The organism is Achromobacter sp. CSND-B12 (assembly GCF_052906545.1).
This window is the reverse complement of the sequence record NZ_JBREGJ010000001.1, coordinates 2838491-2859707: the sequence shown is the minus strand read 5'-3', so window position 1 is coordinate 2859707 and position 21217 is coordinate 2838491. Positions and strand designations below refer to the sequence as shown.

The following is a 21217-nucleotide window of genomic DNA, read 5'->3' as shown; positions in this document are numbered from 1 at the left end:
GGGCTTTTTTTTACGGCCTGGTTGGGATCAGAGACCCCAGGCTGACAGGTCGGGCGTGCGCAAGGCCGGCGCCAGGATGCGTTCCAGCGCGGCGGCGCAGTCCAGCAGCGCGGCATCCGCGCCGGCGGGCGCCAGCAACTGCACCGCCATCGGCATGCCGTCGACGTCATGGCCGGCCGGTAATGCGATGGCCGCCGCGCCCAGGAAGTTGGCCGGACGCAGCAGCTTGCCCAGGCCGGTGTGGCGCGTGTCGGCAGGGTCCAGCGCCTGCGCGGCCTGGTCGCAGGCCGGCATCAGCAAGGCATCGATGCCCTGCATGGCGGCGGCGAACGTGGCCATGTCCGCATGCCGCCGTTGCAACGCGGCGGCGTAGTCGGCCGGCGCGATGCGGCCGCCGGCGGCGATGCGCGTGCGCACCACTTCCCACAGCGGTTGATCAGGGTCGTCGGCCAGGTGGCCGAAATGGCGGTAGGCCTCGTAGGCCAATACTAGCGAGTTGTCGTCCGCCATGCGCGCGAACGACAACGACGCCGGCGGATGCCAGGCCTCGGGCGTGATGCCGGCCTGGTCCAGCCGTTCCTGCGCTTCGTGCCAGATCCGCAGGCCTTCGTCGGCCAGTGTCGCGGGCCAGGCCTGTGGCGCCAGCACGGCCACGGCGCCGCCACGGCGGGCGGCCGGACGCCGCAGGGCGGCGATGCTGGCAGCGGGCAGGGCCAGCGTGGCGACATCATCGATGTCGGGGCCGGCCAGCAATTGCGTCAGCAGGCGGGCGTCGGCCACGCTGCGGCAGATCGGCCCCAGCACGTCCAGCGTTTCGGACAAGGGCAGGCAGCCAGCGCGGCTGATCACGCCAGAGGACGGCTTGTAGCCGACCACGCCATTGAGCGCCGCTGGCGCGCGCACTGAGCCGCCGGTGTCGCCGCCCACCGCCAGGGGCGCCAGGCCGGCCGCCACCGCCACGCCGGCCCCGCTGGACGAACCGCCGGGCGCGCGCGCGGTGGCGGCATCCCACGGGTTGCGGGCCGTGCCCTGTGTCGGGTTCTGGCCCGACAGGCCGAACGCGAATTCAGTCATGCGGGTCTTGCCCAGGATCACCATGCCCTGCGCGGCCAGGGCGCGCGCGGCGGCCGCGGTTTCGTCGCTGATGACGCCGCTGCGGGTTTGCGAGCCGCCGCTGGCGACCGTGCCGGCCCAGTGCAGGCTGTCCTTCACCGCCACCGGCACGCCGTGCAGGGGCCCCATCGAGATGCCGGCTGCCAACAGCCGGTCGGCGGCTTCCGCCTGGGCCAGCGCGCGCTCGGCCGTGACCTGGCTGTAGGCGGCCAGCGCCGGCGCGCGCTCGATGCGGTCGAGAAAGTGGACGGTGACCTGGCGGGAGCTGATTGCGCCGTCACGGATGGCGCGCGCGAGTTCGCGGGCTTCGCGGAAATGCAGGGGAGTGTCTTGGTCGGGCATGGCGCTCACGGAAATGGAAAAGCTTTCCGGCCCTGGCGGAGCCGGAAAGCGCTGTGGGGAGGCGTCGGGGCGCGGTTGCGCACGCGTCGGGGATTACTTCAGTGACTGCCCGCGGGTCTCCGGCATGCGGATGAAGGTGATCAGCGTGATGACGGCGCCGGCCAGCACGTAATAGAAGAACCAACGCTCCATGCCCTTGCTTTGCAGCCAGGTCAGCAGGTACGGGGTGGTGCCGCCCAGCAGCGCCACGACCAGGTTGTAGGGCGTGCCGATACCGACGGCGCGCACGCTGGTGGGGAACTGCTCGGACATGATGGCCGGCGCGATCGAGGTGTACATGGCGTACAGCACCAGGCCGAATAGTTCGACGGCGAGGATCGAGCCGAACGACGGGCCCAGCGTGGTCATCAACGGGTAGAAGAACACCAGATAGCCGGCGGCGAAGAAGATCAGCTGCGGCTTGCGGCCGATGCGGTCCGACAGCATGCCGAACACGGGCTGCACCAGCATGAACACGATCAGCGCGACGGTGTTGGCGGCGAACGCGACCTGCGGATCGGCCTTGACCTGGCGGATGGCGTAGGTCGGCACATAGGCCACGAAGATGTAGAACGCGAACGTGGTCAGGATCGAGAAGCCGACGATGCGCAGCACTTCACGCGGATGTTCGCGCATCAGGGTGCGCAGCGGCTGCTTTTCGACGCCGGCCTTCTTGGCGTGCGAGAACGCCTCGGTTTCCGGGATCGCGCGGCGGATCCACATGCCGGCCAGGCCACCCAGCGCGCCCAGGAAGAACGGAATGCGCCAGCCCCAGTCGGCCATTTCGGCCTTGCTCAGGGTCGAGGTCAGCAGCCAGCCCACGGCGGACGCGGCCAGGATGCCCACCGCGGCGCTGAAGAAGACGAAGCTGGAATAGAAGCCGCGCTTGTTGGGCGGCGCCATTTCCGCCAGGAAGGTCGTGGCCGAGGCATACTCTCCGCCCAGCGACAGGCCTTGCAGCAGGCGCGCGGCGGTCAGCAGCAGCGGGGCGGCCAGGCCGATGGTGGCGTAGGTCGGGGTGACGGCGATGATCAGCGAGCCGCCGGCCATCATCAGGATGGTCAGGCCCAGCGCGGCCTTGCGGCCATAGCGGTCCGAGAAGATGCCGAGCACCCAGCCGCCGACGGGCCGCATGAAGAAGCCGACGGCAAAAATGCCGAAGGTCGCCAGCAATGCGGCGGTTTCGTTGCCCTCGGGGAAAAACTGCTTCGAAAAGAAGATGGCGAACGACGCATAGATGGTCCAATCGAACCATTCCACCGCATTGCCTACACTACCGGCCAGAATCGTGCGGGCGCGCGACACGGGCGCGGCGTTTGCCCCCTGCGTGGCGCGCAGGGTTGCGGAAGGGGTACTCATAACGTCCTCTGTTTTATTTTTGGTCAAATAGACCGTTAAATTTTGTGTTTTTATCAATGCGCGAACGTTAGATTAATGAATATAGTCACGTCAAGTAAGGGTAAGCCCCTAATGCCGGCGCTCGATGACACCGATCTCGCCTGCCTGATCGCCCTGCAGGCCGACCCGCGCGCGTCCTGGCGCGAGCTGGGCGCGGCCACCGGTATCGCCGAACGCACCGTGGCGCGGCGCATCAAGCGGCTGATGGACGCCGACGCCCTGCGGGTCATCGCCGAAGCCGATCCGCTGGTCACGGGTCGTGGCGTGGTGCTGCATGCCTGGGTGCGCTGCCGGTCGGGACGCGTGGCCGAGGCGGCCGACGCCCTGGCGCAGCTTGACATCACTCAGCTCGTGGTGACGCTGGCCGGCACGGCCGATTTGATGGCGGAACTGACGCTGGCGGACGCGGCCGACATGCCCGACGTGGTGACGCGGGTGCTGCCGTCGATCGATGGCGTCGAGCATGTGGAGGCGCGATTGGTGCTGCGGCCATTCCGCCGCGCTGGTCAATGGCGCATCCAGGCCGGCGACGCCCCGCCCGAGGGGCCGGAGTCCGCCGTTACGCAGCCGCCCGCAGCGCTGACCGAGTCCGAACAGCGCATCGTCGCGCACCTGATGCGCGACGGCCGCGCCAGCCTGGCCGAGCTGGCCGCGCATGCCGACGTCAGCGAGCCCACTGCCCATCGCCTGCTGCAGCATCTGGTGGAGCGGCGCGCGCTGAGCTTTCGCGTGGAAGTCGAGCCCGCCCTGGTGGGCTTTCCGGTCGAGGCGGTGATCTCGGTGCAGGTGCGGCCGCAGGCGGTCGATGCCCTGGCCGCGCACCTGGCGCTGGATCCGAATACGCGCTGCCTGTTCGGCACCAGCGGCGCCTCGCAACTGTTCTGGCACGTGCTGTGCCGCGACAGCCTGCACCTGTGGGACGTGGTCACGCGCAGGCTGGGTGAACTCGATGGCGTGTTGGCCAGTGAAGTGGGCGTGGTGATGCGCGCCTACAAGCGCTGCGGCATCGTGCGCGAGGGCGCGCGGCTGGGCGCTGACGCCGCCTGAGCGGCCGCGCAATCACCACACGGCGGCCTGCGAACCCGGCGCGCGCAGATGGCGGGCGAAGCGCTGCGCCAGGAAATCGACGAAGGCCAATGTCTTGGCAGGCAGGTTCAGCCGCTCCGGGTACAGCACATGGATGTCCGCCGGCGGCGTCGCCCAGTCGGTCAGCACCTGGCGGAGGCGGCCGGCGCGCAGCAGCGCGGCGGTCTCCCATTCCGAACGCATGACGATGCCGTGGCCGTCCAGGGCCCATTCCAGCGCGCTCTGGCCGTCATTCGAACTGACCGGGCCGCGCACTTTCACGGTTTCCGTGCGCGCGCCGGATTCGAGCCGCCAGGTGCCGTAGGCGACGTCGTTCTCGCGCACCACGATGCAGCGATGCCGTTGCAGATCGCCCGGCGCGCGCGGCTCGCCAAAGGTGTCCAGGTAGCGCGGCGACGCGCACAGCAGGCGCCGATTGGAGGCGATCTTGCGCGCGGTCAGGCGGGCGTCGGGCAGGTCGCCGAAGCGCACCGCGGCATCGAAGCCTTCTTCGATCAGGTTCAGGGGCCTGTCGGTCAGGCGCAGCTGCACTTCGACTTCAGGGTATTGCCGCGCAAAATCGGAGATGGCGGGCGCCACGTGGGCACGGCCGAAACCGAAGGTGGCGTTCAGGCGCAGCAAGCCCTGCGGCTGGGCGCGGCTGCTGGACACGGATCGTTCCAGTGCCTGCAGATCGGCCAGGATACGGCTGCCCTCGGCCAGGTACAGCTCACCCTCCTGCGTGACGCTGACGCGTCGCGTGCTGCGATTGAGCAGCCGCACGCCCAGGCGCTGCTCAAGCTTGGCCAGCCGCGTGCTGACGGCGGGCGGCGTCAGACCCAGTTCGCGCGCGGCCGCCGACAGGTTGCCGTGCTTGACCAGTAGCGAGAAGAAGGCGAGATCGGAGAGCGCATCCATGGCTTTATTTATAAATCATATTTAATAAAGATTTATTTATTTCACCAATTATAAGAATGGAACGGGCTTATACACTGGGCTGACCGATAGCAGAGCCGCCTGACGCGGCCACCCATGAGGAGACCCGACTCATGAAACCCCCCCATCTGTTGCGCACGGTGTGCGCGTTGGCCGCCGCGGCGTCCTGTTGGATGACGCCAGCCACTGCCGCCGACGCCTTCCCGCAGCGTCCGGTCACCTTGATCGTGCCGTTCGCGCCCGGCGGCAGCGTCGATATCGCCGCCCGCCTGATTTCCGACGCCTGGGGCAAGGCCCTGGGCCAGAGCGTGATCGTCGAGAACCGCGCCGGCGCGTCCGGCAACATCGGCATGGCCGCCGCGGCCCGCGCCGAGCCGAACGGCTACACGCTGGCCATCAACACCATGTCGCTGGCGATCAATCCGGCGCTGTTTCGCAACATGCCGTTCGACACCGCGCGCGACCTGCGTTCGGTCGGCACGGTGGGCACCTCGCAGCATGTGCTGACGGTGTCGCCGTCGCTGCCGGTGAACAATGTCAAGGAACTGCTCGACTATATCCGCGCGCGTCCCGCCAATGAACTGAGCTTCGGTTCGGCCGGCACCGGCAGCACCTTCCATATGGCCGCCGAACTGTTCAAGTCGGTGTCCGGCACGCAGATCCTGCACGTGCCCTACAAGGGCGGCGGTCCGGCCATGGTGGACACCATCAGCGGCCAGGTGCAGATGAGCTTCCCCGTGCTGTCCGCGGCCAAGCCGCAGGTGGACGGCAAGAAGCTCAAGGCGCTGGGCGTCACCGGCACCACGCGTTCGCCGCTGCTGCCGGACGTGCCCACCATCGCCGAGTCCGGCCTGCCCGGCTACGCCTTCACCACCTGGTTCGTGATCAGCGCGCCCGCCGGCACGCCGCAGGCGGTGGTGGACACGCTCAACGTCAGGCTGGCGCAGGCGCTGCAATCGGCCGAGCTGTCCGAACGCATGCGCCGCGAGGGCTTCGATCCGCTGGTCTCCACGCCCGCAGAGACCGATGCCATGGTCAAGGGCGAGATGACGCGCTGGGCCGGCATCGTCAAGGACGCCGGCATCGAGGCGAACTGAGCGGCGACACAGGTTTCATCGCGCCCCGCGCGGGCGCGTTTTTTGCAAGGAAGCACCGACATGCCCGGCATGACGCTATACGACAAGCTGGTGGCCAGCCATGAGGTGGCCCGCATCGACGATGAACACATCCTGCTGTACGTCGACCTGCACATCATGAACGAGTACACCAGTCCGCAGGCCTTCAGCGGCCTGGCCGCGCGCGGCCGCCAGGCGCTGCGGCCTGGCCAGCAGATGGCGGTGGTGGATCACATCATTCCCACCCATCCGGTGCCGGCCGCGCTGCGCGTGATTCCCGACGATGCTTCGTCGCGCCAGGCCCGCAATCTCAAGCGCAATTGCGACGAGCAGCGCATCGCGCTGTTCGACACCACCGATCCGCTGCAAGGCATCGAGCACGTGATCGCGCCCGAGCACGGCATGATCCTGCCGGGCATGGTGGTGCTGTGCGGCGACAGCCACACCACCACCTATGGCGCGCTGGGGGCGCTGGGCTTTGGCATCGGCACCTCGGAAGTCGAACACATCCTTGCCACCCAGACCCTGGTGTACCGGGTCGCGCGCAACATGCGCATCCGCGTCGACGGTCATCTGCCCGCCGGCGTGTCGGCCAAGGATTTGGTGATCTACGTGGTGCATCGCATCGGCGCGCAGGGCGCGCGCGGCCACGCGGTGGAATACTGCGGCAGCGCCATCGATGGCCTGTCGGCAGAGGCCCGCATGACCCTGTGCAACATGACGGTGGAAGCCGGCGCCCGCGCCGCGCTGATCGCGCCCGACGCCACCACCGACGCCTATGTCGCCGCCCGTGCCCGGCACCTGGACGCCGCGGAACTGGCGCAGGCGCGCGCCTATTGGGCGACCCTGCGCTCGGACGCCAATGCGGTGTTCGACGCCGAGCATGTCTTCGACGCCAGGAAAATCGCGCCCTTCGTGACCTGGGGCACCAGCCCCGACCAGGCCATGCCGATCACCGGCACGGTCCCCGATCCCCAGTCCGAGCCGGACGCGCTGGCGCGCCTGGCGCTGGAAAAGGCCGTGGAATACATCGGCTTGCAACCGGGCGCGCCGATCGCCGGCGTGCCCATCGACCGGGTCTTCATCGGCTCGTGCACCAACGGCCGCATCGAGGACCTGCGTGTGGTGGCCGATGTCGTGCGCGGGCGCAAGGTGGCCGGCGGCGTGCGCGCGATGGTGGTGCCCGGCTCGGGCGCGGTGCGCGCCCAGGCCGAGGCCGAAGGCATCGCGGCCGCGCTGGTCGATGCCGGCTTCGAATGGCGCCAGCCGGGCTGTTCCATGTGCCTGGCCATGAACGACGACGTGCTGCGGCCGGGCGAGCGCTGCGCATCCACCACCAACCGCAACTTCGAAGGCCGCCAGGGGCGAGCCGGCCGTACCCACTTGATGAGTCCCGCCATGGCCGCCGCGGCGGCGCTGGCCGGCCGCATCGTCGACGTGCGCGACCTGGAGAACCTGTCATGAACCAGATCATCAGCGGCGTCGCCGCGCCCCTGCCGTACTCCAATCTGGACACTGACCAGATCATGCCCAAGCAGTTTCTGCGCATCATCGACAAGGCCGGGCTGGACCGCGGCCTGCTCTATGACCTGCGCTTTGACGCCGACGGTGCGCCGCGTCCGGACTGCGTGCTGAACCAGCCCGCCTACGCCGGCGCCTCGGTGCTGGTGGCGGGGCCCAATTTCGGTTGCGGCTCCAGCCGCGAGCACGCGGTCTGGGGCCTCATGCAGTACGGCATCCGCGCGGTCGTGGCCGCCAGCTTCGGCGAGATTTTCTACTTCAACGCGCTCAACAACGGCCTGCTGCTGGTGAGCCTGCCGCCGGCCGACGTTGACGCGCTGCTGGCGCGGGTGTCCGATCCCGCCGGCAACCGCGTCGAGATCGATGCGCTGGCGGGCACGGTGCGGGCCGCGGACGGCTGGAGCGGGCATTTCGACCTGCCGGCGCGGCACCGCCGCATGTTTTCGCAGGGGCAGGACATGGTGGGTGCCTCGTTACAGCAATTGGCGGATGTGGAACACTTCGAGGCCGGCCACTGGGCCCGGCATCCCTGGATGAAAGACGTGGCGCGCCGCGTGCGCGACCGGCTCGGCCAATGAACGCCACAGACTGAGAGGCACAGACCGCAATGACCGCATTCTTCAATCTGCCCGTGCGCCGCCGCGAGGTCAATGGCATCCACATCGCCGCCCGCGTCGATGGCTCGGGACCGCCCTTGCTGCTGTTGCACGGCCATCCGCAGACCCACGCCATCTGGCACCGCGTCTGGCCCGAACTGACGCGCCGCCACACCTGCGTGGCCGCCGACCTGCGCGGCTATGGCGACAGCGACAAGCCCGCGGCCACGCCGGACCACGCCGCGCATTCCAAGCGCGTCATGGCGGCCGACATGGTGGCGCTGATGCGCGCCCTGGGGCACGAGCGCTTCGACATCCTGGCCCACGACCGCGGCGCCCGCGTGGCGCACCGGCTGGGCCTGGACCACGCGGAGGCGGTCGGACGCATGATGCTGCTGGATATCGCGCCGACGCTGGACATGTACGAAAACACCACCCGCGCCTTCGCCCAGGCCTACTATCACTGGTTCTGGCTGATCCAGCCCGCGCCCATGCCCGAGACCATGATCGAGCGCGATCCGGTGTTCTACCTGCGTTCGGTGATGGGCGGCCGCCCCGGCGGGCTGGCGCATTTTTCCGACGAGGCGATGGCCGAGTACGAGCGCACGGCGCGCCTGCCGGGCTGGGCCACCGGTATCTGCGAAGACTACCGCGCCTCCGCCACGCTGGACCTGGAGCATGACCGCCAGGGCCGCGCGGCCGGCGAGCGCCTGCGCATGCCGCTGCGCGTGCTGTGGGGCGAGCGCGGCGCGGTCGGGCGCAATTTCGACGTGCTGGGGTTGTGGCGGGCGGTGGCCGACGAGGTCGACGGCGGGCCGTTGCCCGGCGCCCACTATCTGGCCGAAGAAACCCCGGACGCGTTGCTGCGCGAGGTATCCGCCTTCTTCGGCTGGGAGCGGAAGTAGGGGCAAATGCGGCCCGGATTGACCCCTTCCCGCGTTGTCAATCAAGCCACGGCGGGCGATAGGGCTATCCAAAAAGGGACGCACCGCTGGTGTTAACCTTTCGGCCATGAATCCGTCTTTTGCCGATCTGACCGAGTTGCCCGAGCCCGAGGACGCGCAGCGTGCCTTCCGCACCTCGGATTCCCCCTGCGTTGCCGTTTGTTCCACGCTGTTCGACGATATCTGCCGGGGCTGCGGCCGCACGGCCATGGAAGTGGCCAACTGGGTCTTCATGACGGAAGAGGAAAAGCGCGAGGTCTGGACCCGCATCAAGGCGCAAGGGTATCCCCGCCGCAACAACTAGGCCGGCCGCGCCGGGCGCGGTCTTGAGGGTGTCACATGGCGCGGGCTAAATCGCGCTATTGCCCATTTCCGGCCCCATCATGCGCATCGTCCTGGTTACGGATGCCTGGCATCCGCAAGTCAATGGCGTCGTCCGCACCTGGACGACCATGCAGCAGATCCTCACCGAATGGGGCCACGAACTGATCGTGGTGAATCCCCAGGGCAGCCGCACCGTGCCGGCCCCGTCCGAGCCGGACCTGCGGCTGTGCCTGCAGCCGGGACGGCAACTGCGCCGCATCCTGGGCGATACCGTGCCCGACGCGCTCCACATCGCCACCGAAGGCCCGCTGGGCCTGGCGGCGCGCCGCATGGCGCTGTCGCGCGGCTGGCGCTTCACCACTTCGTTCCACACGATGTTCCCCGACTACCTGCAGGCGCGCATGGGCATTCCGGCCGCGCTGCCGTGGCGCTTCCTGCGCTGGTTTCACCGGCCGTCGCAATGCGTGCTGGTGCCCACGCCGACGGTGCGCGACATCCTGGTGCGGCGCGGCTTCGCCAATCTGCGCATCTGGTCGCGCGGTGTCGATCCCCGCAAATTCCAGCCCACCCCCGGCCAGGCGTTCCAGGACCTGCCGCGGCCCGTCTTCCTGTCGGTCGGCCGCGTGGCGCGCGAGAAGAACCTGGATGCTTTCCTGTCACTGGACCTGCCCGGCAGCAAGGTGGTGGTGGGCGCGGGGCCCGACGAGGCGCGTCTGAAAAAGCGCTTTCCCCAGGCGGTGTTCCTGGGCATGCAGAACGACGAGGCCCTGCCGGCGTTCTACGGCGCGGCGGATGTCTTCGTGTTTCCCAGCCTGACGGACACGTTCGGCCTGGTGATGCTGGAGGCCATGGCCTGCGGCACGCCGGTGGCGGCGTTCCGCAGCGAAGCGCCGCTGGCGGTGGTGACGCAAGGCGTCACCGGTTTCTTGGATGACGACCTGGTCCATGCCTGCCGCGCCGCCTTGCCGCTGGACCGGCACGCCGTGCGCGAGCACGCCCTGACGCGCAGCTGGGACGCCGTGGCCACGGATCTGCTGGCATCGCTGGTGCCGCTGACCCCCGGCGCGGAGCTGGCCGGGCCCTTGGCCCCGGCAGGCTGACCGCCGCCGATCCGACATTGCATGCCGGGCTTTCCACTGCCCGGGCCAAACCGGTACAATGCCCGTCAATCCTGAGGAGCGTTGCGACGACCTTGCGGTTCCCGCCATGTCCCATGGCCCGCGGAACCCGGTTCGCCAGGCTCAGGAATCCTTGTTCAAGCGCCGTGCCTTGCACGGCGTTACAGCAACGGCGCTCACCTTTGTCGCGTACGGCGGAAAAGGCGAGCACTCGATTGTCGTGGTGGTTTCGCGTTGTCCGGCCGTATCGTGCGCCGTTCGTCATTCACGTGGAGCCTACACACCATGAACGCTGTCACCGATAAATCCTTCTCCGACTACATCGTCGCCGACCTGTCGCTGGCAGGCTGGGGCCGCCGCGAGCTGGCCATCGCCGAAACCGAAATGCCCGGCCTGATGGCCATCCGCGAAGAGTTCGCCGCCAAGCAGCCGCTCAAGGGCGCCCGCATCGCCGGCAGCCTGCACATGACCATCCAGACCGGCGTTCTGATCGAAACGCTGGTGGCGCTGGGCGCCGAAGTGCGCTGGGCCTCGTGCAACATCTTCTCGACCCAGGACCACGCCGCCGCCGCCATCGCCGCGTCGGGCACGCCGGTCTTCGCCGTCAAGGGCGAAACGCTGGAAGAGTACTGGCAGTACACCCACAAGATCTTCGAATGGCCCAATGGCCAGAACGCCAACATGATCCTCGACGACGGCGGCGACGCCACGTTGATGCTGCACCTGGGCACCAAGGCCGAGAAGGACATCTCGGTGCTGGCCAACCCCGGCAGCGAAGAAGAGCGCGTGCTGTTCGCCGCCATCAAGAAAACGCTCGAGCGTGATCCGAAGTGGTACTCGACGCGCCTGGCCCTGATCAAGGGCGTGACCGAGGAAACCACCACCGGCGTGCACCGCCTGTACCAGATGTCGCAGAAGGGCGAGCTGGCCTTCGCGGCCATCAACGTCAACGACTCGGTCACCAAGTCCAAGTTCGACAACCTGTACGGCTGCCGCGAATCGCTGGTCGACGGCATCAAGCGCGCCACCGACGTGATGGTCGCCGGCAAGATCGCCGTGGTCGCCGGCTATGGCGACGTGGGCAAGGGTTGCGCCCAGGCGCTGGTCGCCCTGCGCGCCCAGGTGTGGGTCACCGAAATCGACCCGATCTGCGCCCTGCAGGCCGCCATGGAAGGCTTCAAGGTCGTGACCATGGAAGAAGCCGCCGCCCATGGCGACATCTTCGTCACCGCCACCGGCAACTACCACGTCATCACGCGTGAGCACATGAACGCCATGAAGGACCAGGCGATCGTCTGCAACATCGGCCACTTCGACAACGAAATCGACGTCGCCAGCCTGGCCGACTGCAAGTGGGAAGAGATCAAGCCGCAAGTCGACCACGTCATCTTCCCGGACGGCAAGCGCATCATCCTGCTGGCCCAAGGCCGCCTGGTGAACCTGGGCTGCGCCACCGGCCACCCCTCGTTCGTGATGTCGTCGTCGTTCGCCAACCAGACCATCGCCCAGATCGAGCTGTTCACGCGCAACGAAGCCTACAAGTCGGGCGAAGTCTACGTGCTGCCCAAGCACCTGGACGAGAAGGTCGCGCGCCTGCACCTGAAGAAGCTGGGCGTGAACCTGACCACGCTGCGCAAGGACCAGGCCGACTACATCAGCGTGCCGGTCGAGGGTCCTTACAAGCCGAATCACTACCGCTACTGATGCTTGTAGCAAAATAGGGAAGTGCCGCGCCATGTCGGCGCGGGCTTTCCGGTCCGCGGGGCTCGCCCGTCTCGCCTGGCGACGACGGGGCCGCGGAGCGTCAATACAGGAGGTCGAACAATGGCATTGATACTCGTCTGGATCCTGAACGCGGTGGCCCTGTTGGCCGTTGCCTACCTGCTGCCCGGCATCACCGTGGCCAGCTTCGGTTCGGCGCTCATTGCCGCGCTGGTGCTGGGTCTGGTCAATATGCTGGTCAAGCCGGTGCTGGTGCTGCTGACACTGCCCATCACGATCGTCACGCTCGGTCTCTTCCTCATCGTCATCAACGCCTTGTTGTTCTGGTTCGTCGGCTCCGTGCTGAAGGGCTTCCAGGTCAACGGGTTCTGGTGGGCCGTGGGCGGTGCGATCCTGTACAGCATCATCTCGGGCCTGCTTACCAAACTGATCCCCTGAATTCCCACCCCCGAGCGCCACGCGCTCCCCTCAAGGGGGCGTGCCAGCGGGCCGGCAAAGCCGGCTCCGCGGCACCCCGAGGGGGCGGCACCTGTTTCATGCGATGCGCGTGGCGCTATGGATAACTGATCCGATATGTCCGACTCGACTTCTCCGGCGTTCAGCCTGGAATTCTTTCCGCCTCGTGACCTGGCTGGCCAGGAGCGGCTGGTCCGCGCGGCCAAGCAGATGCTGGCGATCCAGCCCAAGTACGTCAGCGTGACGTTCGGCGCCGGCGGCTCCACCCGCGCCGGCACGGCCGACGCGGTGCGCACGCTGCGTAACCTGGGCTGCGATGCGGCGCCGCACCTGTCGTGCGTCGGCGCCTCGCGCCAGGACCTGCGGGACATCCTGCAGGCCTACAAGAACGAAGGCGTGCGGCGCGTGGTCGCCCTGCGCGGCGACCTGCCCTCGGGCATGGGCGGCGACGCCGGCGAACTGCGCTACGCCAACGAACTGGTGTCGTTCATCCGCGAGGAAACGGGCGATTGGTTCCACATCGAAGTGGCGGCCTATCCCGAAATGCACCCGCAGGCCGCCAATCCGTCGGCGGATCTGGATCACTTCGTGGCCAAGGTCAAGGCGGGCGCCAATGCCGCCATCACCCAGTACTTCTTCAACGCCGACGCCTACTTCGACTTCGTCGACCGGGCCCAGGCCAAGGGTGTGCGGGTGCCGATCGTGCCGGGCATCATGCCCATCACCAACCACACCCAGCTGCTGCGCTTCTCGGAAATGTGCGGCGCCGAAGTGCCGCGCTGGATCCGCCTGCGCCTGGCCGAACTCGGCGACGACAAGGCCTCGATCCGCGCCTTCGGCGTGGATGTGGTCACCGAGCTGTGCCAGAACCTGCTGGACAACGGCGCGCCCGGCCTGCACTTCTACACCCTCAACCATGCCGAAGCGCCGCTGGCGGTGTGGAAGGAACTGAGCGTGTAGCAGCCAGGCTGCTCGTCAGGCGGCAACGGAAAGGCCGGCAATCATTGCCGGCCTTTTTTTCGACGTGTCACAGCCACGTCGCGGGCCTGCCGGCATGCGTCTCTTGCCGCCGCCACCTGTCGGCAGGGCGGTGGCGGCAGGCGCACGTCCGGGGCGAGCCCGGTGCTTCAGTCCGCGTACACGCCCGCCTTGCGGATGATCGGCCCCCACTTGTCCACTTCCGACTGCAGCCAGCTTTGCAGGCCGGCCGGCGTCTGCTTGGCCTCGGGCACGATTTCCGCGCCCAGTTCGGCCATCTTCTGCGTGAAGGCGGGGTCCTTCAGCGCCGCGCGCAGCGACTCGTTGAACTTTGCCACCACTTCCGGTGGCGTGCCCTTGGGCGCATAGACGCCGTGCCAGACCTTGACCTCGAAGCCCTTCACGCCACTTTCCTGCAGGGTCGGCGAGTCCGGCAGCGTTCTGATGCGGTCGAGCGTGGTGACCCCGTACAGCTTCACCCGCTGCGCCTTGATGTGCGGAATGGTCTGCGTGGTCTGGTCGCACAGCACATCCACCTGGCCGCCCAGCAACGCCGTCAGCGCGGGCGCGGTGCCGGCATACGGAATGGTGGTGAACTGCGTGCCCAGCGCTTCCTGCAGCAGCATGCCGCACAACTGCGAGACCGCGCCCAGGCCGGCGTTGGCCAGGTTGATCTTGTTGCCGTTGGCACGCGCGTACTTGATGAATTCGACCATGTCGCCCGGCGGCAGATCCTTGCGGCCCAGCAGCGTCATGGGGACGTCGGCCACCTGGCCGACGTAGGCGAAGTCGGTGAGCGGGTTGAACGGCAGCTTGCGATACAACGCGGGCGCCGTGGCCATGCCGTTGTGGTGGATCAGGAAGGTATAGCCGTCCGGCGCTGCCCGCGCCACGTGCGTAGCCGCCAGCGTGCCGCCCGCACCCGGACGATTCTCGACCACGATGCTCTGACCCAGCGTCTTGGACATGGCGGCGCCCAGGCTGCGGGCCACTACGTCGGTGGGACCACCCGCCGCGAACGGCACGACCAGGGAAATGGGATGGTTGGGATAGTTGCTCTGGGCCATGGCTGGGCCGCCGGCCAGGCAGCCCAGCGCCAGCAACGGCACGGCCAGGCGCCGCAGGGCGCGCGGGAAATATGGGGTCATGTCTCGTCCTTGTGGTGTTATGGCGACCCGCAAGACGATGCATGGCGGGCTGGCGCCAGTGTGGCGCGCCAGCCGGAAGATGAGAATTTGCGGTTTTACAAGCCCGGCTTAGGGAAGCGGAAAGCCGGGTTTGTACGGTGAGACAGTGTCAGCCGCGCCATGTCGTCCCGCCGGGGTGGCTCAGGCCGCAGGCGGGAAACGTGGCATCGCGTATCCGGCCGTCAAAATACCGGTGAAAAATCGCCCAGTCTCCGTATTGATCCGGTGCGCTTTGGTAGGCGCACAATCGGCCGACCAAGCCGCAGATCCAGTCCGCGCACTGCAGTGTCTGGAACAAATAGCTCTCACCTTGAATAGGCGGCTCGATCAACGCTCTGCATTTCTCGCTTGCGTCCTCGAACATGGCCTGGGTGCATGCTTCCATGTTGCGCTCACGCCAGTCATTGCCGGCTTGCTGTTCATCCAGCATCAACAGGAAGGTGGCGTTTCGAGCTCTGCAGAATTGGTCTGCGATCCGGATCAGGCGCAGCAGTTGACGCTGGAAGAGATCCGCGGCTCGATGCGCGCCCGCATCGGCCGATTTACATTCCCCGGCATAAATGACATAGCCTCCCACCTTGCGAATCTGGTTCAGTAGTCGCCCCGTCGACACCCGCAACGCCTTGTATGTGAGCACGTTCTTGACGGTGTAGAGCTGGGCGCCCTTTTTTTCCCAGCGATAAGCGGGCTGATCTTGCCGCTCCAGTTCAAAGCTCAGCAAATGGCATTTGAGTCTGTAGAAGTAGATGGCGAATTCGCGTACGGCGTCGACCGGCAACAGAAAGCCGCCGAAACCGAAAACCGGGCTTGTCTTGTATTGCGCGTGGTCGCGGGAAAGGAAAGGGCCGACATGGCCGAATTCATCGAGATAGACAACGTAATGCACGTTCCGAGTCCTTGGGGGAGATGTCCAAGGCCCTCGTCCGCAGAAACACGAAAGCCCGCAGCAATGGTTTGCGTGCGGGCTTCGGAAGGTGGGCATATGAGAATTCACATGCGTTGGTATCAGTGTAAGTCGGCTCGAGAGCGCCCGCAAGCATCATGGCGGAAAACTTCGATTGCAGGCATGGCTTCTCGAAAAAGCAGGACTCATCCTCAAGGGTATGACAATGCGTTGCCAGACCCTAGTTTGGCTGGTCCTTCCCCGGGTCTTGCGCCAGCACCTGCGGCGTCGGATAGGCCGGCGGCGTCATGTCCACCGGTTCGGCGCGCAGCGGCTGGTGGATGCGGCTGGCGGGCACCAGCGAGCCGGGGTCTTCCGGACGGGTCCAGAGCGGATCGGGGATCTCGGCGAACACCTGGCGCAGGCGCTCGCCCCAGGTGCCGCGGATCATGCGGAAATATTCGTTGTGTTCGTCGATGCTGGCGAAATGGGTGACGCGCAGCGCGTCGGCGTCGTAGACCAGCAGGTCCAGCGGCAGGCCTACCGAGATGTTCGAGCGCAGCGTCGAATCCATGGAGATCAGCGCGCACTTGGCGGCCTCGTCCAGCGAGGTGTCGGGACGCAGCACGCGGTCCAGGATGGGCTTGCCGTACTTGGCCTCGCCGATCTGGAAGTACGGGCATTCCGAGCCGGCCTCGATGAAGTTGCCGGCCGAATACACTTGGAACAGGCGGCAGCGCTCGCTGCCGATCTGGCCGCCGAAGATCAGGCTGACGTTGAAGTCCACGCCCTGTTCGTGCAGGGCCGCGGCCTCGCGGTGGTAGACCGCGCGCACCGCCGCGCCGACGCGGCGGGTGGCCTCGAACATGTCGGGCGCGTTCCAGACGGTTTCGCCGCCCTCGTCGTGCTGTCGCGCCAGCGCGTTCAGCACCGCCTGGCTGACGGCCAGGTTGCCGGAGGTCATCAGCACCATCATGCGTTCGCCGGGACGCTCGAAGACGGTCATCTTGCGGAATACGCTGATCTGGTCGACCCCGGCATTGGTGCGGGAATCAGACAGGAAAACCAGGCCGGCGTCTAAGCGGGCGGCTACGCAGTAGGTCATGATCGAAAAAAGGGGAAAGCCACACCGCATTGTATTGCGGCGTGGCCGGACGGGGTTATTGCTGGGCCGCGGTCTGGACCTGCACGTTGACCTCCATGGATTCCTCGCCGCCGCCGCTGCGCACGCCGCGCACCGGCGAGGCCGAGTCGTAGTCGCGCCCCACCGCCAGGCGGCAGTGGCAATCGGAGGCGAACTGGCGGTTGGTCACGTCCACGCTGGTCCAGCCGGCGCCTGCCAGCCAGACGTCGGCCCAGGCATGGCTGGCGGCGTGCTGGGCGGTGGTGTACAGGTAGCCGCTGACGTAGCGGGCCGGCACGCCCAGGCCGCGCACGCAGGCCAGGAACAGGTGGGCATGGTCCTGGCAGACGCCATGGCCCAGCGCCAGCACCTGGCCGGCGGCGGTGGTGACGTCAGTGGTGCCGGGCTCGTAGGCGACCCGGTCGTGGATCGCGGTGGCCAGTGTCAGCACGTCGGCGGGCGTGTTCAGGCCGTCGGGCAGCACGGCGTGGGCGAAGGCGAGGATGGTGTCATCAGCCTGCGTCAGCGGCGTCTGCACGCAATAGGCGTGCACCGGCAGGCGGCTGTCCTCGCCGCCCAGCGCGCCCTGCGTCAGCGAGCCGACCAATACCTGCCCGACCACGCGCAGCTCGATCTCGGTGTGCGGGCGGTTCAACGTCAGCGTGTGGGTGATGTTGCCGTAGGCGTCCACCTGCTGCTCGAGCGCGCCGGGCGCCTCGATGTGCCAGCGCAGCACGCGCTGGTGTTCGTCGTCGCGCGGCGTCAGCCGCAGGGTCTGGATGCTGTAGGTGACGGGCGCCGTATAGCGGTAGTGCGTGACGTGCGTGATGATCTGTTTCATGCCTGTCTCCTTGTCATGCCGACAACGGCACCAGGAAGTCCTGGCTGATCCGGTTGCCCAGGTCGTTGATGCGGTCCAGGAAGTGCTCCAGGTACTGGTGCAGGCCGCTGCGCAGGATGTCCTCGACGCGGCCGAATTGCAGTTCGGCGCACAGCATGCCGGCGCGTCGCTGGGTTTCGGTCGAACGCTGGTTGGACACACGGGCCAGATCCTCGGATACCGCCCGCATGGCCGCCAGCAGCGAGCGCGGCATGTCGGGATGCAGGATCAGCAGCTCGGCGACGCGGTCCGGCGTGATGACGTCGCGGTACACTTTGCGATAGATCTCCAGCCCGGACACCGAGCTGAGCAGCGCCGACCAGCGGTAGAACTCGCTTTGCAGCGCGCCCGAAGGGCTGCCTTCGCCGCGGCCTTCCTGTTGCTGTTGCGGCGCGCCGTCGCCGTCGCGCTCGTGGAACTTCACATCCAGCATCCGCGCGGTGTTGTCCGCCCGCTCCAGGTGCATGCCGATGCGCAGGAAGTACAGCGCCTCGTCTTCGAGCATGGTGCCGATGGTGACGCCGCGCGCCAGGTGCGAGCGGAACTTGACCCATTCGAAGAACTCGCCCGGGTTGCGTTCCAGCAGGCCGGTGTGCAGGTGCTTGAGCAGTTCCAGCCAGGTGGTGTTGTAGGTCTCCCAGACTTCGGTGGTGAGGCTGCCGCGCACCGCGCGGGCGTTTTCGCGCGCGGCGCGCATGCAGCTGTAGATGGACGAGGGGTTCTCGGCGTCGCGCACCATGTACTGCAGCACGTCCTGCGGCGATATCGCGGCGTGCTTGGCGTGATAGAGGCGGTGCAATTCGGAGATGCGCAGCACGGCGTTCCACGAGCCTTCGCGGGTCTGCGCGTCCTGCGGCAGCAGCGACATCTGCAGGTTCACGTCCAGCATGCGGGCGGTGTTCTCGGCGCGCTCGGTGTAGCGGCACATCCAGAACAGATTGTCGGCGGTTCGGCTCAGCATCGTTATTCCTCCAGAACCCAGGTGTCCTTGGTGCCGCCGCCCTGGCTGCTGTTGACCACCAGCGAGCCTTCGGTCAGCGCCACGCGGCACAGGCCGCCCGGCACCGTGCGGATGTCCTTGCCGCACAGCACGTAGGGGCGCAGGTCGACGTGGCGCGGCGCCACGCCGGATTCAACGTAGGTCGGCACCGTGGACAGGGCCAGCGTGGGCTGCGCGATGTAGTTGGCGGGGTTCGCGCGCACGCGCTCCTTGAACGACTCGACCTCGGCGCGCGAGGCGGACGGACCCACCAGCATGCCGTAGCCGCCAGCGCCATGCACTTCCTTGACCACCAGGTCGTGCATGTTGGCCAGCACGTGCGACAGCTCGTCGGGACGGCCGCAGCGCCAGGTCGGCACGTTCGACAGGATCGGCTCCTCGCCCAGATAAAAGCGGATCATGTCGGGCACGTAGAGATAGGTGGACTTGTCGTCGGCGATGCCGGTGCCGATCGCATTGGCCAGCGTCACGCGGCCGGCGCGGTACACCGACAGCAGCCCCGGCACGCCCAGCGCCGAGTCGGCGCGGAACGACAACGGATCCAGGAAGTCGTCATCCAGCCGGCGGTAGATCACGTCCACCTTGCGCGGCCCCTGCGTGGTGCGCATGTAGACCGTGTTCTGCTCGACAAAAAGATCCTGGCCCTCCACCAGTTCCACGCCCATCTGCTGCGCCAGGAAGGCGTGCTCGAAATAGGCCGAGTTGTACATGCCGGGCGTCAGCACCACCACCGTGGGATCATCGCCGCCGTGCGGCGCCACTTCGCGCAGGTTGTCCAGCAGCAGGTCGGGGTAGTGCGCCACCGGTTCGACCTTGATGCGGCTGAACGCGTCGGGCATCAGCCGCATCGACATCTTGCGGTTCTCCAGCATGTACGACACGCCGGACGGCACCCGCAGGTTGTCCTCCAGCACGTAGAACTCGCCGGCGCCGGCGCGCACGATGTCGACCCCGGCGATGTGGCAGTAGATGTCCTCGGCCACGTCCACGTCCTGCATTTCGGGGCGGTACTGGGCGTTCAGGAACACCTGCCCGGCCGGCACCACGCCGGCGCGCACGATCTCATGGCCGTGATAGATGTCGTGGATGAACATGTTGAGCGCCCGCACGCGCTGTTTCAGGCCGGCCTCCAGGCGGCGCCATTCGTCGGCGGGAATGATGCGCGGGATCATGTCGAACGGGATCAGGCGCTCGGTGCCGGCGGCGTCGCCCGCCACCGAAAAAGTGATGCCGACCCGCCGGAAACTCAGGTCGGCCTCCAGGCGGCGCGCCGCCATGGCTTCGGCCGATTGCTCCTGGTGCCAGCGCTCGAAGGCCTGGTAGTGGGAGCGTATGCCGCCGGCGCTGTCGCGCATTTCGTCATAGGCGGCGGGACGGGATGATCTGTCCTTCATGGCTCCTCCGTTGCAGATGCTGACGGCCGGCTTGGGCGCGGCCGTTGTCCGGCCATGCGTGGCCGGTCTGAATGAATAAGCAACCCGTGTGCCAGCTTGGGCTGGCGCCGACGGGGGGCCGCCTGGAGGTAAATATCCTCTGGTCGGCGGCGGCTGGCTACCCTCCGGATGTACGGAGGCAGCGATGGCGTGGGCGGGACGACGGCTTCCGCTGCCGGGTGGGCGGGGCGGAACGGGTCCGAATGTGGGGCTGCGCGACGGCATGGCGTCGGCGCGGACGGCGCGCGCAGGCGGAGCGGGGTGGTGCCCGCGAGGGATGCCGCGGCAAGCGGCAATCGGGGATATCAGGGTCAGATCATAGGGCTTGCACCGTTCTGGTGCAAGCCCCGGGGCAAAACTGGTGCGTCAGCGCAGCGTGTAGCGTTGCACCGTGGTGCCGCCCTGGCCGGGTTGTTCCTGCGGGGCATGCGGCACCCAGCCGTCCGGCGTGATGACGGCGTCGAGGCGGAAGTCGTGGGCGGCGGGTTCATAGCCGGGGTCCAGTTCGCCGCAGCTCCAGGCCACGCCGATGGTGGTGAAGGCGTGGCCGCGCTCGCGCAGCGCCGCCAGCGTGCGGTCGTAGTAGCCGCCGCCGTAACCGAGGCGGTCGGCGGATTCGGTGTAACCCAGGGTGGGCACCAGCAGCACGTCGGGCAGCACCTCGGCCCCTCGCGCCGGTTCCTGGATGCCATAGGGGCCGGCGCGCAGTTCGGCGTCGGGCGTCCAGGGCAGGAAGGCCAGCGGCGCGTTGCGTTCGCGCACCACCGGCAGCGCCACCGTGACACCATTTTCGGTCCATTGCTCCAGCAGCGGCCGCAGGTCCGGCTCGTCTTCCATGGGCCAGAAGGCCGCCACGACGGCGGGCGCGCGGCGGCCGGCCCGCACGGCTTCGTCGCGGGCCACATTGAGCCAGGTGAACAGCCGCGCGCGCATCAGCAGACCGCCGCGGCTGCGTTGGTCTTCAGGCAGTTCGGCGCGCAGTTTCCGCAATCGCGTGCGTAGCTGGCTTGCGGTATCCTCTGGAGTATTTTGCGTAGTCATGCG

The 21217-nt window shown here is 67.6% G+C and carries 20 protein-coding genes and 1 riboswitch; of the genes, 10 read left to right on the top strand and 10 right to left on the bottom strand.

The window, feature by feature from the left end; all coding sequences use genetic code 11:
• Nucleotides 1-27: 27 nt before the first annotated feature.
• Both ACUTAG_RS13385 and ACUTAG_RS13380 read right to left on the bottom strand, forming a co-directional pair.
• The gene (locus tag ACUTAG_RS13385) at nucleotides 28-1455 is read right to left on the bottom strand and encodes an amidase (RefSeq protein ID WP_054472660.1); all 1428 of its coding nucleotides are present in this window, start codon (nucleotides 1453-1455) and stop codon (nucleotides 28-30) included.
• A gap of 93 nt (nucleotides 1456-1548) precedes the next feature.
• On the bottom strand, nucleotides 1549-2853 hold the full coding sequence (locus tag ACUTAG_RS13380; protein WP_006389768.1) for an MFS transporter: 1305 nt from the start codon (nucleotides 2851-2853) through the stop codon (nucleotides 1549-1551).
• 111 nt (nucleotides 2854-2964) lie between these two features.
• Between ACUTAG_RS13380 and ACUTAG_RS13375 the strand changes: the two genes are divergently transcribed.
• Entirely contained in the window at nucleotides 2965-3939 is a 975-nt protein-coding gene (locus tag ACUTAG_RS13375) for an Lrp/AsnC family transcriptional regulator (RefSeq protein WP_241071195.1), read from the top strand.
• A gap of 12 nt (nucleotides 3940-3951) precedes the next feature.
• Here ACUTAG_RS13375 and ACUTAG_RS13370 read toward each other — a convergent pair whose 3' ends face one another.
• Nucleotides 3952-4875 carry a LysR family transcriptional regulator gene (locus ACUTAG_RS13370; protein ID WP_054440753.1) on the bottom strand — a complete coding sequence of 308 codons (924 nt, stop codon included), beginning with the start codon at nucleotides 4873-4875 and terminating at the stop codon, nucleotides 3952-3954.
• Nucleotides 4876-5006: 131 nt separating this feature from the next.
• Between ACUTAG_RS13370 and ACUTAG_RS13365 the strand changes: the two genes are divergently transcribed.
• The 9 genes from ACUTAG_RS13365 (at nucleotide 5007) to metF (ending at nucleotide 13649) form a co-directional block, all read left to right on the top strand.
• A complete protein-coding gene (locus ACUTAG_RS13365) occupies nucleotides 5007-5990 on the top strand; it encodes a Bug family tripartite tricarboxylate transporter substrate binding protein (protein ID WP_446650217.1) in 984 nt (327 codons plus the stop codon).
• Nucleotides 5991-6050: 60 nt separating this feature from the next.
• Nucleotides 6051-7472 (top strand): 3-isopropylmalate dehydratase large subunit, encoded by a 1422-nt coding sequence (gene leuC / locus ACUTAG_RS13360; protein ID WP_446650216.1) that lies wholly within the window; start codon nucleotides 6051-6053, stop codon nucleotides 7470-7472.
• Nucleotides 7469-8107, top strand: a complete 639-nt coding sequence (gene leuD / locus ACUTAG_RS13355) for a 3-isopropylmalate dehydratase small subunit (RefSeq protein ID WP_054482019.1) — start codon at nucleotides 7469-7471, stop codon at nucleotides 8105-8107. Before leuC ends, leuD begins: the two co-directional genes overlap by 4 nt.
• Before the next feature lie 29 nt (nucleotides 8108-8136).
• Nucleotides 8137-9030 carry an alpha/beta fold hydrolase gene (locus ACUTAG_RS13350; RefSeq protein ID WP_006389780.1) on the top strand — a complete coding sequence of 298 codons (894 nt, stop codon included), beginning with the start codon at nucleotides 8137-8139 and terminating at the stop codon, nucleotides 9028-9030.
• 106 nt (nucleotides 9031-9136) lie between these two features.
• Nucleotides 9137-9373, top strand: coding sequence for a DUF1289 domain-containing protein (locus tag ACUTAG_RS13345; protein WP_006389781.1), 237 nt, complete (start codon nucleotides 9137-9139; stop codon nucleotides 9371-9373).
• 79 nt (nucleotides 9374-9452) lie between these two features.
• Nucleotides 9453-10493: a glycosyltransferase family 4 protein gene (locus tag ACUTAG_RS13340; protein ID WP_054485600.1), complete on the top strand. Its 1041-nt coding sequence runs from the start codon at nucleotides 9453-9455 to the stop codon at nucleotides 10491-10493.
• Between the two features lie 67 nt (nucleotides 10494-10560).
• A riboswitch (S-adenosyl-L-homocysteine riboswitch) is annotated at nucleotides 10561-10696 on the top strand.
• Nucleotides 10697-10796: 100 nt separating this feature from the next.
• A complete protein-coding gene (gene ahcY, locus ACUTAG_RS13335) occupies nucleotides 10797-12215 on the top strand; it encodes an adenosylhomocysteinase (RefSeq protein ID WP_006389783.1) in 1419 nt (472 codons plus the stop codon).
• A 120-nt stretch (nucleotides 12216-12335) separates the two neighbouring features.
• A complete protein-coding gene (locus ACUTAG_RS13330) occupies nucleotides 12336-12671 on the top strand; it encodes a phage holin family protein (RefSeq protein WP_006389784.1) in 336 nt (111 codons plus the stop codon).
• A 135-nt stretch (nucleotides 12672-12806) separates the two neighbouring features.
• Entirely contained in the window at nucleotides 12807-13649 is an 843-nt protein-coding gene (metF, locus tag ACUTAG_RS13325) for a methylenetetrahydrofolate reductase [NAD(P)H] (RefSeq protein WP_020925929.1), read from the top strand.
• Between the two features lie 167 nt (nucleotides 13650-13816).
• Here metF and ACUTAG_RS13320 read toward each other — a convergent pair whose 3' ends face one another.
• The 7 genes from ACUTAG_RS13320 to ACUTAG_RS13290 form a co-directional block, all read right to left on the bottom strand.
• The gene (locus tag ACUTAG_RS13320) at nucleotides 13817-14815 is read right to left on the bottom strand and encodes a tripartite tricarboxylate transporter substrate-binding protein (RefSeq protein ID WP_148317433.1); all 999 of its coding nucleotides are present in this window, start codon (nucleotides 14813-14815) and stop codon (nucleotides 13817-13819) included.
• A 148-nt stretch (nucleotides 14816-14963) separates the two neighbouring features.
• The gene (locus tag ACUTAG_RS13315) at nucleotides 14964-15740 is read right to left on the bottom strand and encodes a DUF3800 domain-containing protein (RefSeq protein WP_054485583.1); all 777 of its coding nucleotides are present in this window, start codon (nucleotides 15738-15740) and stop codon (nucleotides 14964-14966) included.
• Nucleotides 15741-15978: 238 nt separating this feature from the next.
• Nucleotides 15979-16842, bottom strand: coding sequence for a proteasome-type protease (locus tag ACUTAG_RS13310; protein WP_026382086.1), 864 nt, complete (start codon nucleotides 16840-16842; stop codon nucleotides 15979-15981).
• A 55-nt stretch (nucleotides 16843-16897) separates the two neighbouring features.
• A complete protein-coding gene (locus tag ACUTAG_RS13305) occupies nucleotides 16898-17701 on the bottom strand; it encodes a transglutaminase family protein (RefSeq protein WP_024070704.1) in 804 nt (267 codons plus the stop codon).
• A gap of 13 nt (nucleotides 17702-17714) precedes the next feature.
• Nucleotides 17715-18701, bottom strand: coding sequence for an alpha-E domain-containing protein (locus ACUTAG_RS13300; RefSeq protein WP_049055700.1), 987 nt, complete (start codon nucleotides 18699-18701; stop codon nucleotides 17715-17717).
• Between the two features lie 2 nt (nucleotides 18702-18703).
• Entirely contained in the window at nucleotides 18704-20134 is a 1431-nt protein-coding gene (locus tag ACUTAG_RS13295; protein WP_446650215.1) for a circularly permuted type 2 ATP-grasp protein, read from the bottom strand.
• 405 nt (nucleotides 20135-20539) lie between these two features.
• The gene (locus ACUTAG_RS13290) at nucleotides 20540-21214 is read right to left on the bottom strand and encodes a 5-formyltetrahydrofolate cyclo-ligase (RefSeq protein ID WP_035184374.1); all 675 of its coding nucleotides are present in this window, start codon (nucleotides 21212-21214) and stop codon (nucleotides 20540-20542) included.
• Nucleotides 21215-21217: the final 3 nt, after the last annotated feature.

Excerpts from the sequence above, each read along its gene's own strand:
- ACUTAG_RS13370 (WP_054440753.1), bottom strand. The coding sequence starts at position 4,875 with ATGGATGCGCTCTCCGATCTCGCCTTCTTCTCGCTACTGGTCAAGCAC.
- ACUTAG_RS13320 (WP_148317433.1), bottom strand. The coding sequence starts at position 14,815 with ATGACCCCATATTTCCCGCGCGCCCTGCGGCGCCTGGCCGTGCCGTTG.
- ACUTAG_RS13310 (WP_026382086.1), bottom strand. The coding sequence starts at position 16,842 with ATGACCTACTGCGTAGCCGCCCGCTTAGACGCCGGCCTGGTTTTCCTG.
- ACUTAG_RS13380 (WP_006389768.1), bottom strand. The coding sequence starts at position 2,853 with ATGAGTACCCCTTCCGCAACCCTGCGCGCCACGCAGGGGGCAAACGCC.
- leuD (WP_054482019.1), top strand. The coding sequence starts at position 7,469 with ATGAACCAGATCATCAGCGGCGTCGCCGCGCCCCTGCCGTACTCCAAT.
- ACUTAG_RS13305 (WP_024070704.1), bottom strand. The coding sequence starts at position 17,701 with ATGAAACAGATCATCACGCACGTCACGCACTACCGCTATACGGCGCCC.
- ACUTAG_RS13290 (WP_035184374.1), bottom strand. The coding sequence starts at position 21,214 with ATGACTACGCAAAATACTCCAGAGGATACCGCAAGCCAGCTACGCACG.
- ACUTAG_RS13340 (WP_054485600.1), top strand. The coding sequence starts at position 9,453 with ATGCGCATCGTCCTGGTTACGGATGCCTGGCATCCGCAAGTCAATGGC.
- metF (WP_020925929.1), top strand. The coding sequence starts at position 12,807 with ATGTCCGACTCGACTTCTCCGGCGTTCAGCCTGGAATTCTTTCCGCCT.
- ACUTAG_RS13345 (WP_006389781.1), top strand. The coding sequence starts at position 9,137 with ATGAATCCGTCTTTTGCCGATCTGACCGAGTTGCCCGAGCCCGAGGAC.
- leuC (WP_446650216.1), top strand. The coding sequence starts at position 6,051 with ATGCCCGGCATGACGCTATACGACAAGCTGGTGGCCAGCCATGAGGTG.
- ACUTAG_RS13330 (WP_006389784.1), top strand. The coding sequence starts at position 12,336 with ATGGCATTGATACTCGTCTGGATCCTGAACGCGGTGGCCCTGTTGGCC.
- ACUTAG_RS13300 (WP_049055700.1), bottom strand. The coding sequence starts at position 18,701 with ATGCTGAGCCGAACCGCCGACAATCTGTTCTGGATGTGCCGCTACACC.
- ACUTAG_RS13365 (WP_446650217.1), top strand. The coding sequence starts at position 5,007 with ATGAAACCCCCCCATCTGTTGCGCACGGTGTGCGCGTTGGCCGCCGCG.
- ACUTAG_RS13350 (WP_006389780.1), top strand. The coding sequence starts at position 8,137 with ATGACCGCATTCTTCAATCTGCCCGTGCGCCGCCGCGAGGTCAATGGC.
- ACUTAG_RS13375 (WP_241071195.1), top strand. The coding sequence starts at position 2,965 with ATGCCGGCGCTCGATGACACCGATCTCGCCTGCCTGATCGCCCTGCAG.
- ahcY (WP_006389783.1), top strand. The coding sequence starts at position 10,797 with ATGAACGCTGTCACCGATAAATCCTTCTCCGACTACATCGTCGCCGAC.
- ACUTAG_RS13385 (WP_054472660.1), bottom strand. The coding sequence starts at position 1,455 with ATGCCCGACCAAGACACTCCCCTGCATTTCCGCGAAGCCCGCGAACTC.
- ACUTAG_RS13295 (WP_446650215.1), bottom strand. The coding sequence starts at position 20,134 with ATGAAGGACAGATCATCCCGTCCCGCCGCCTATGACGAAATGCGCGAC.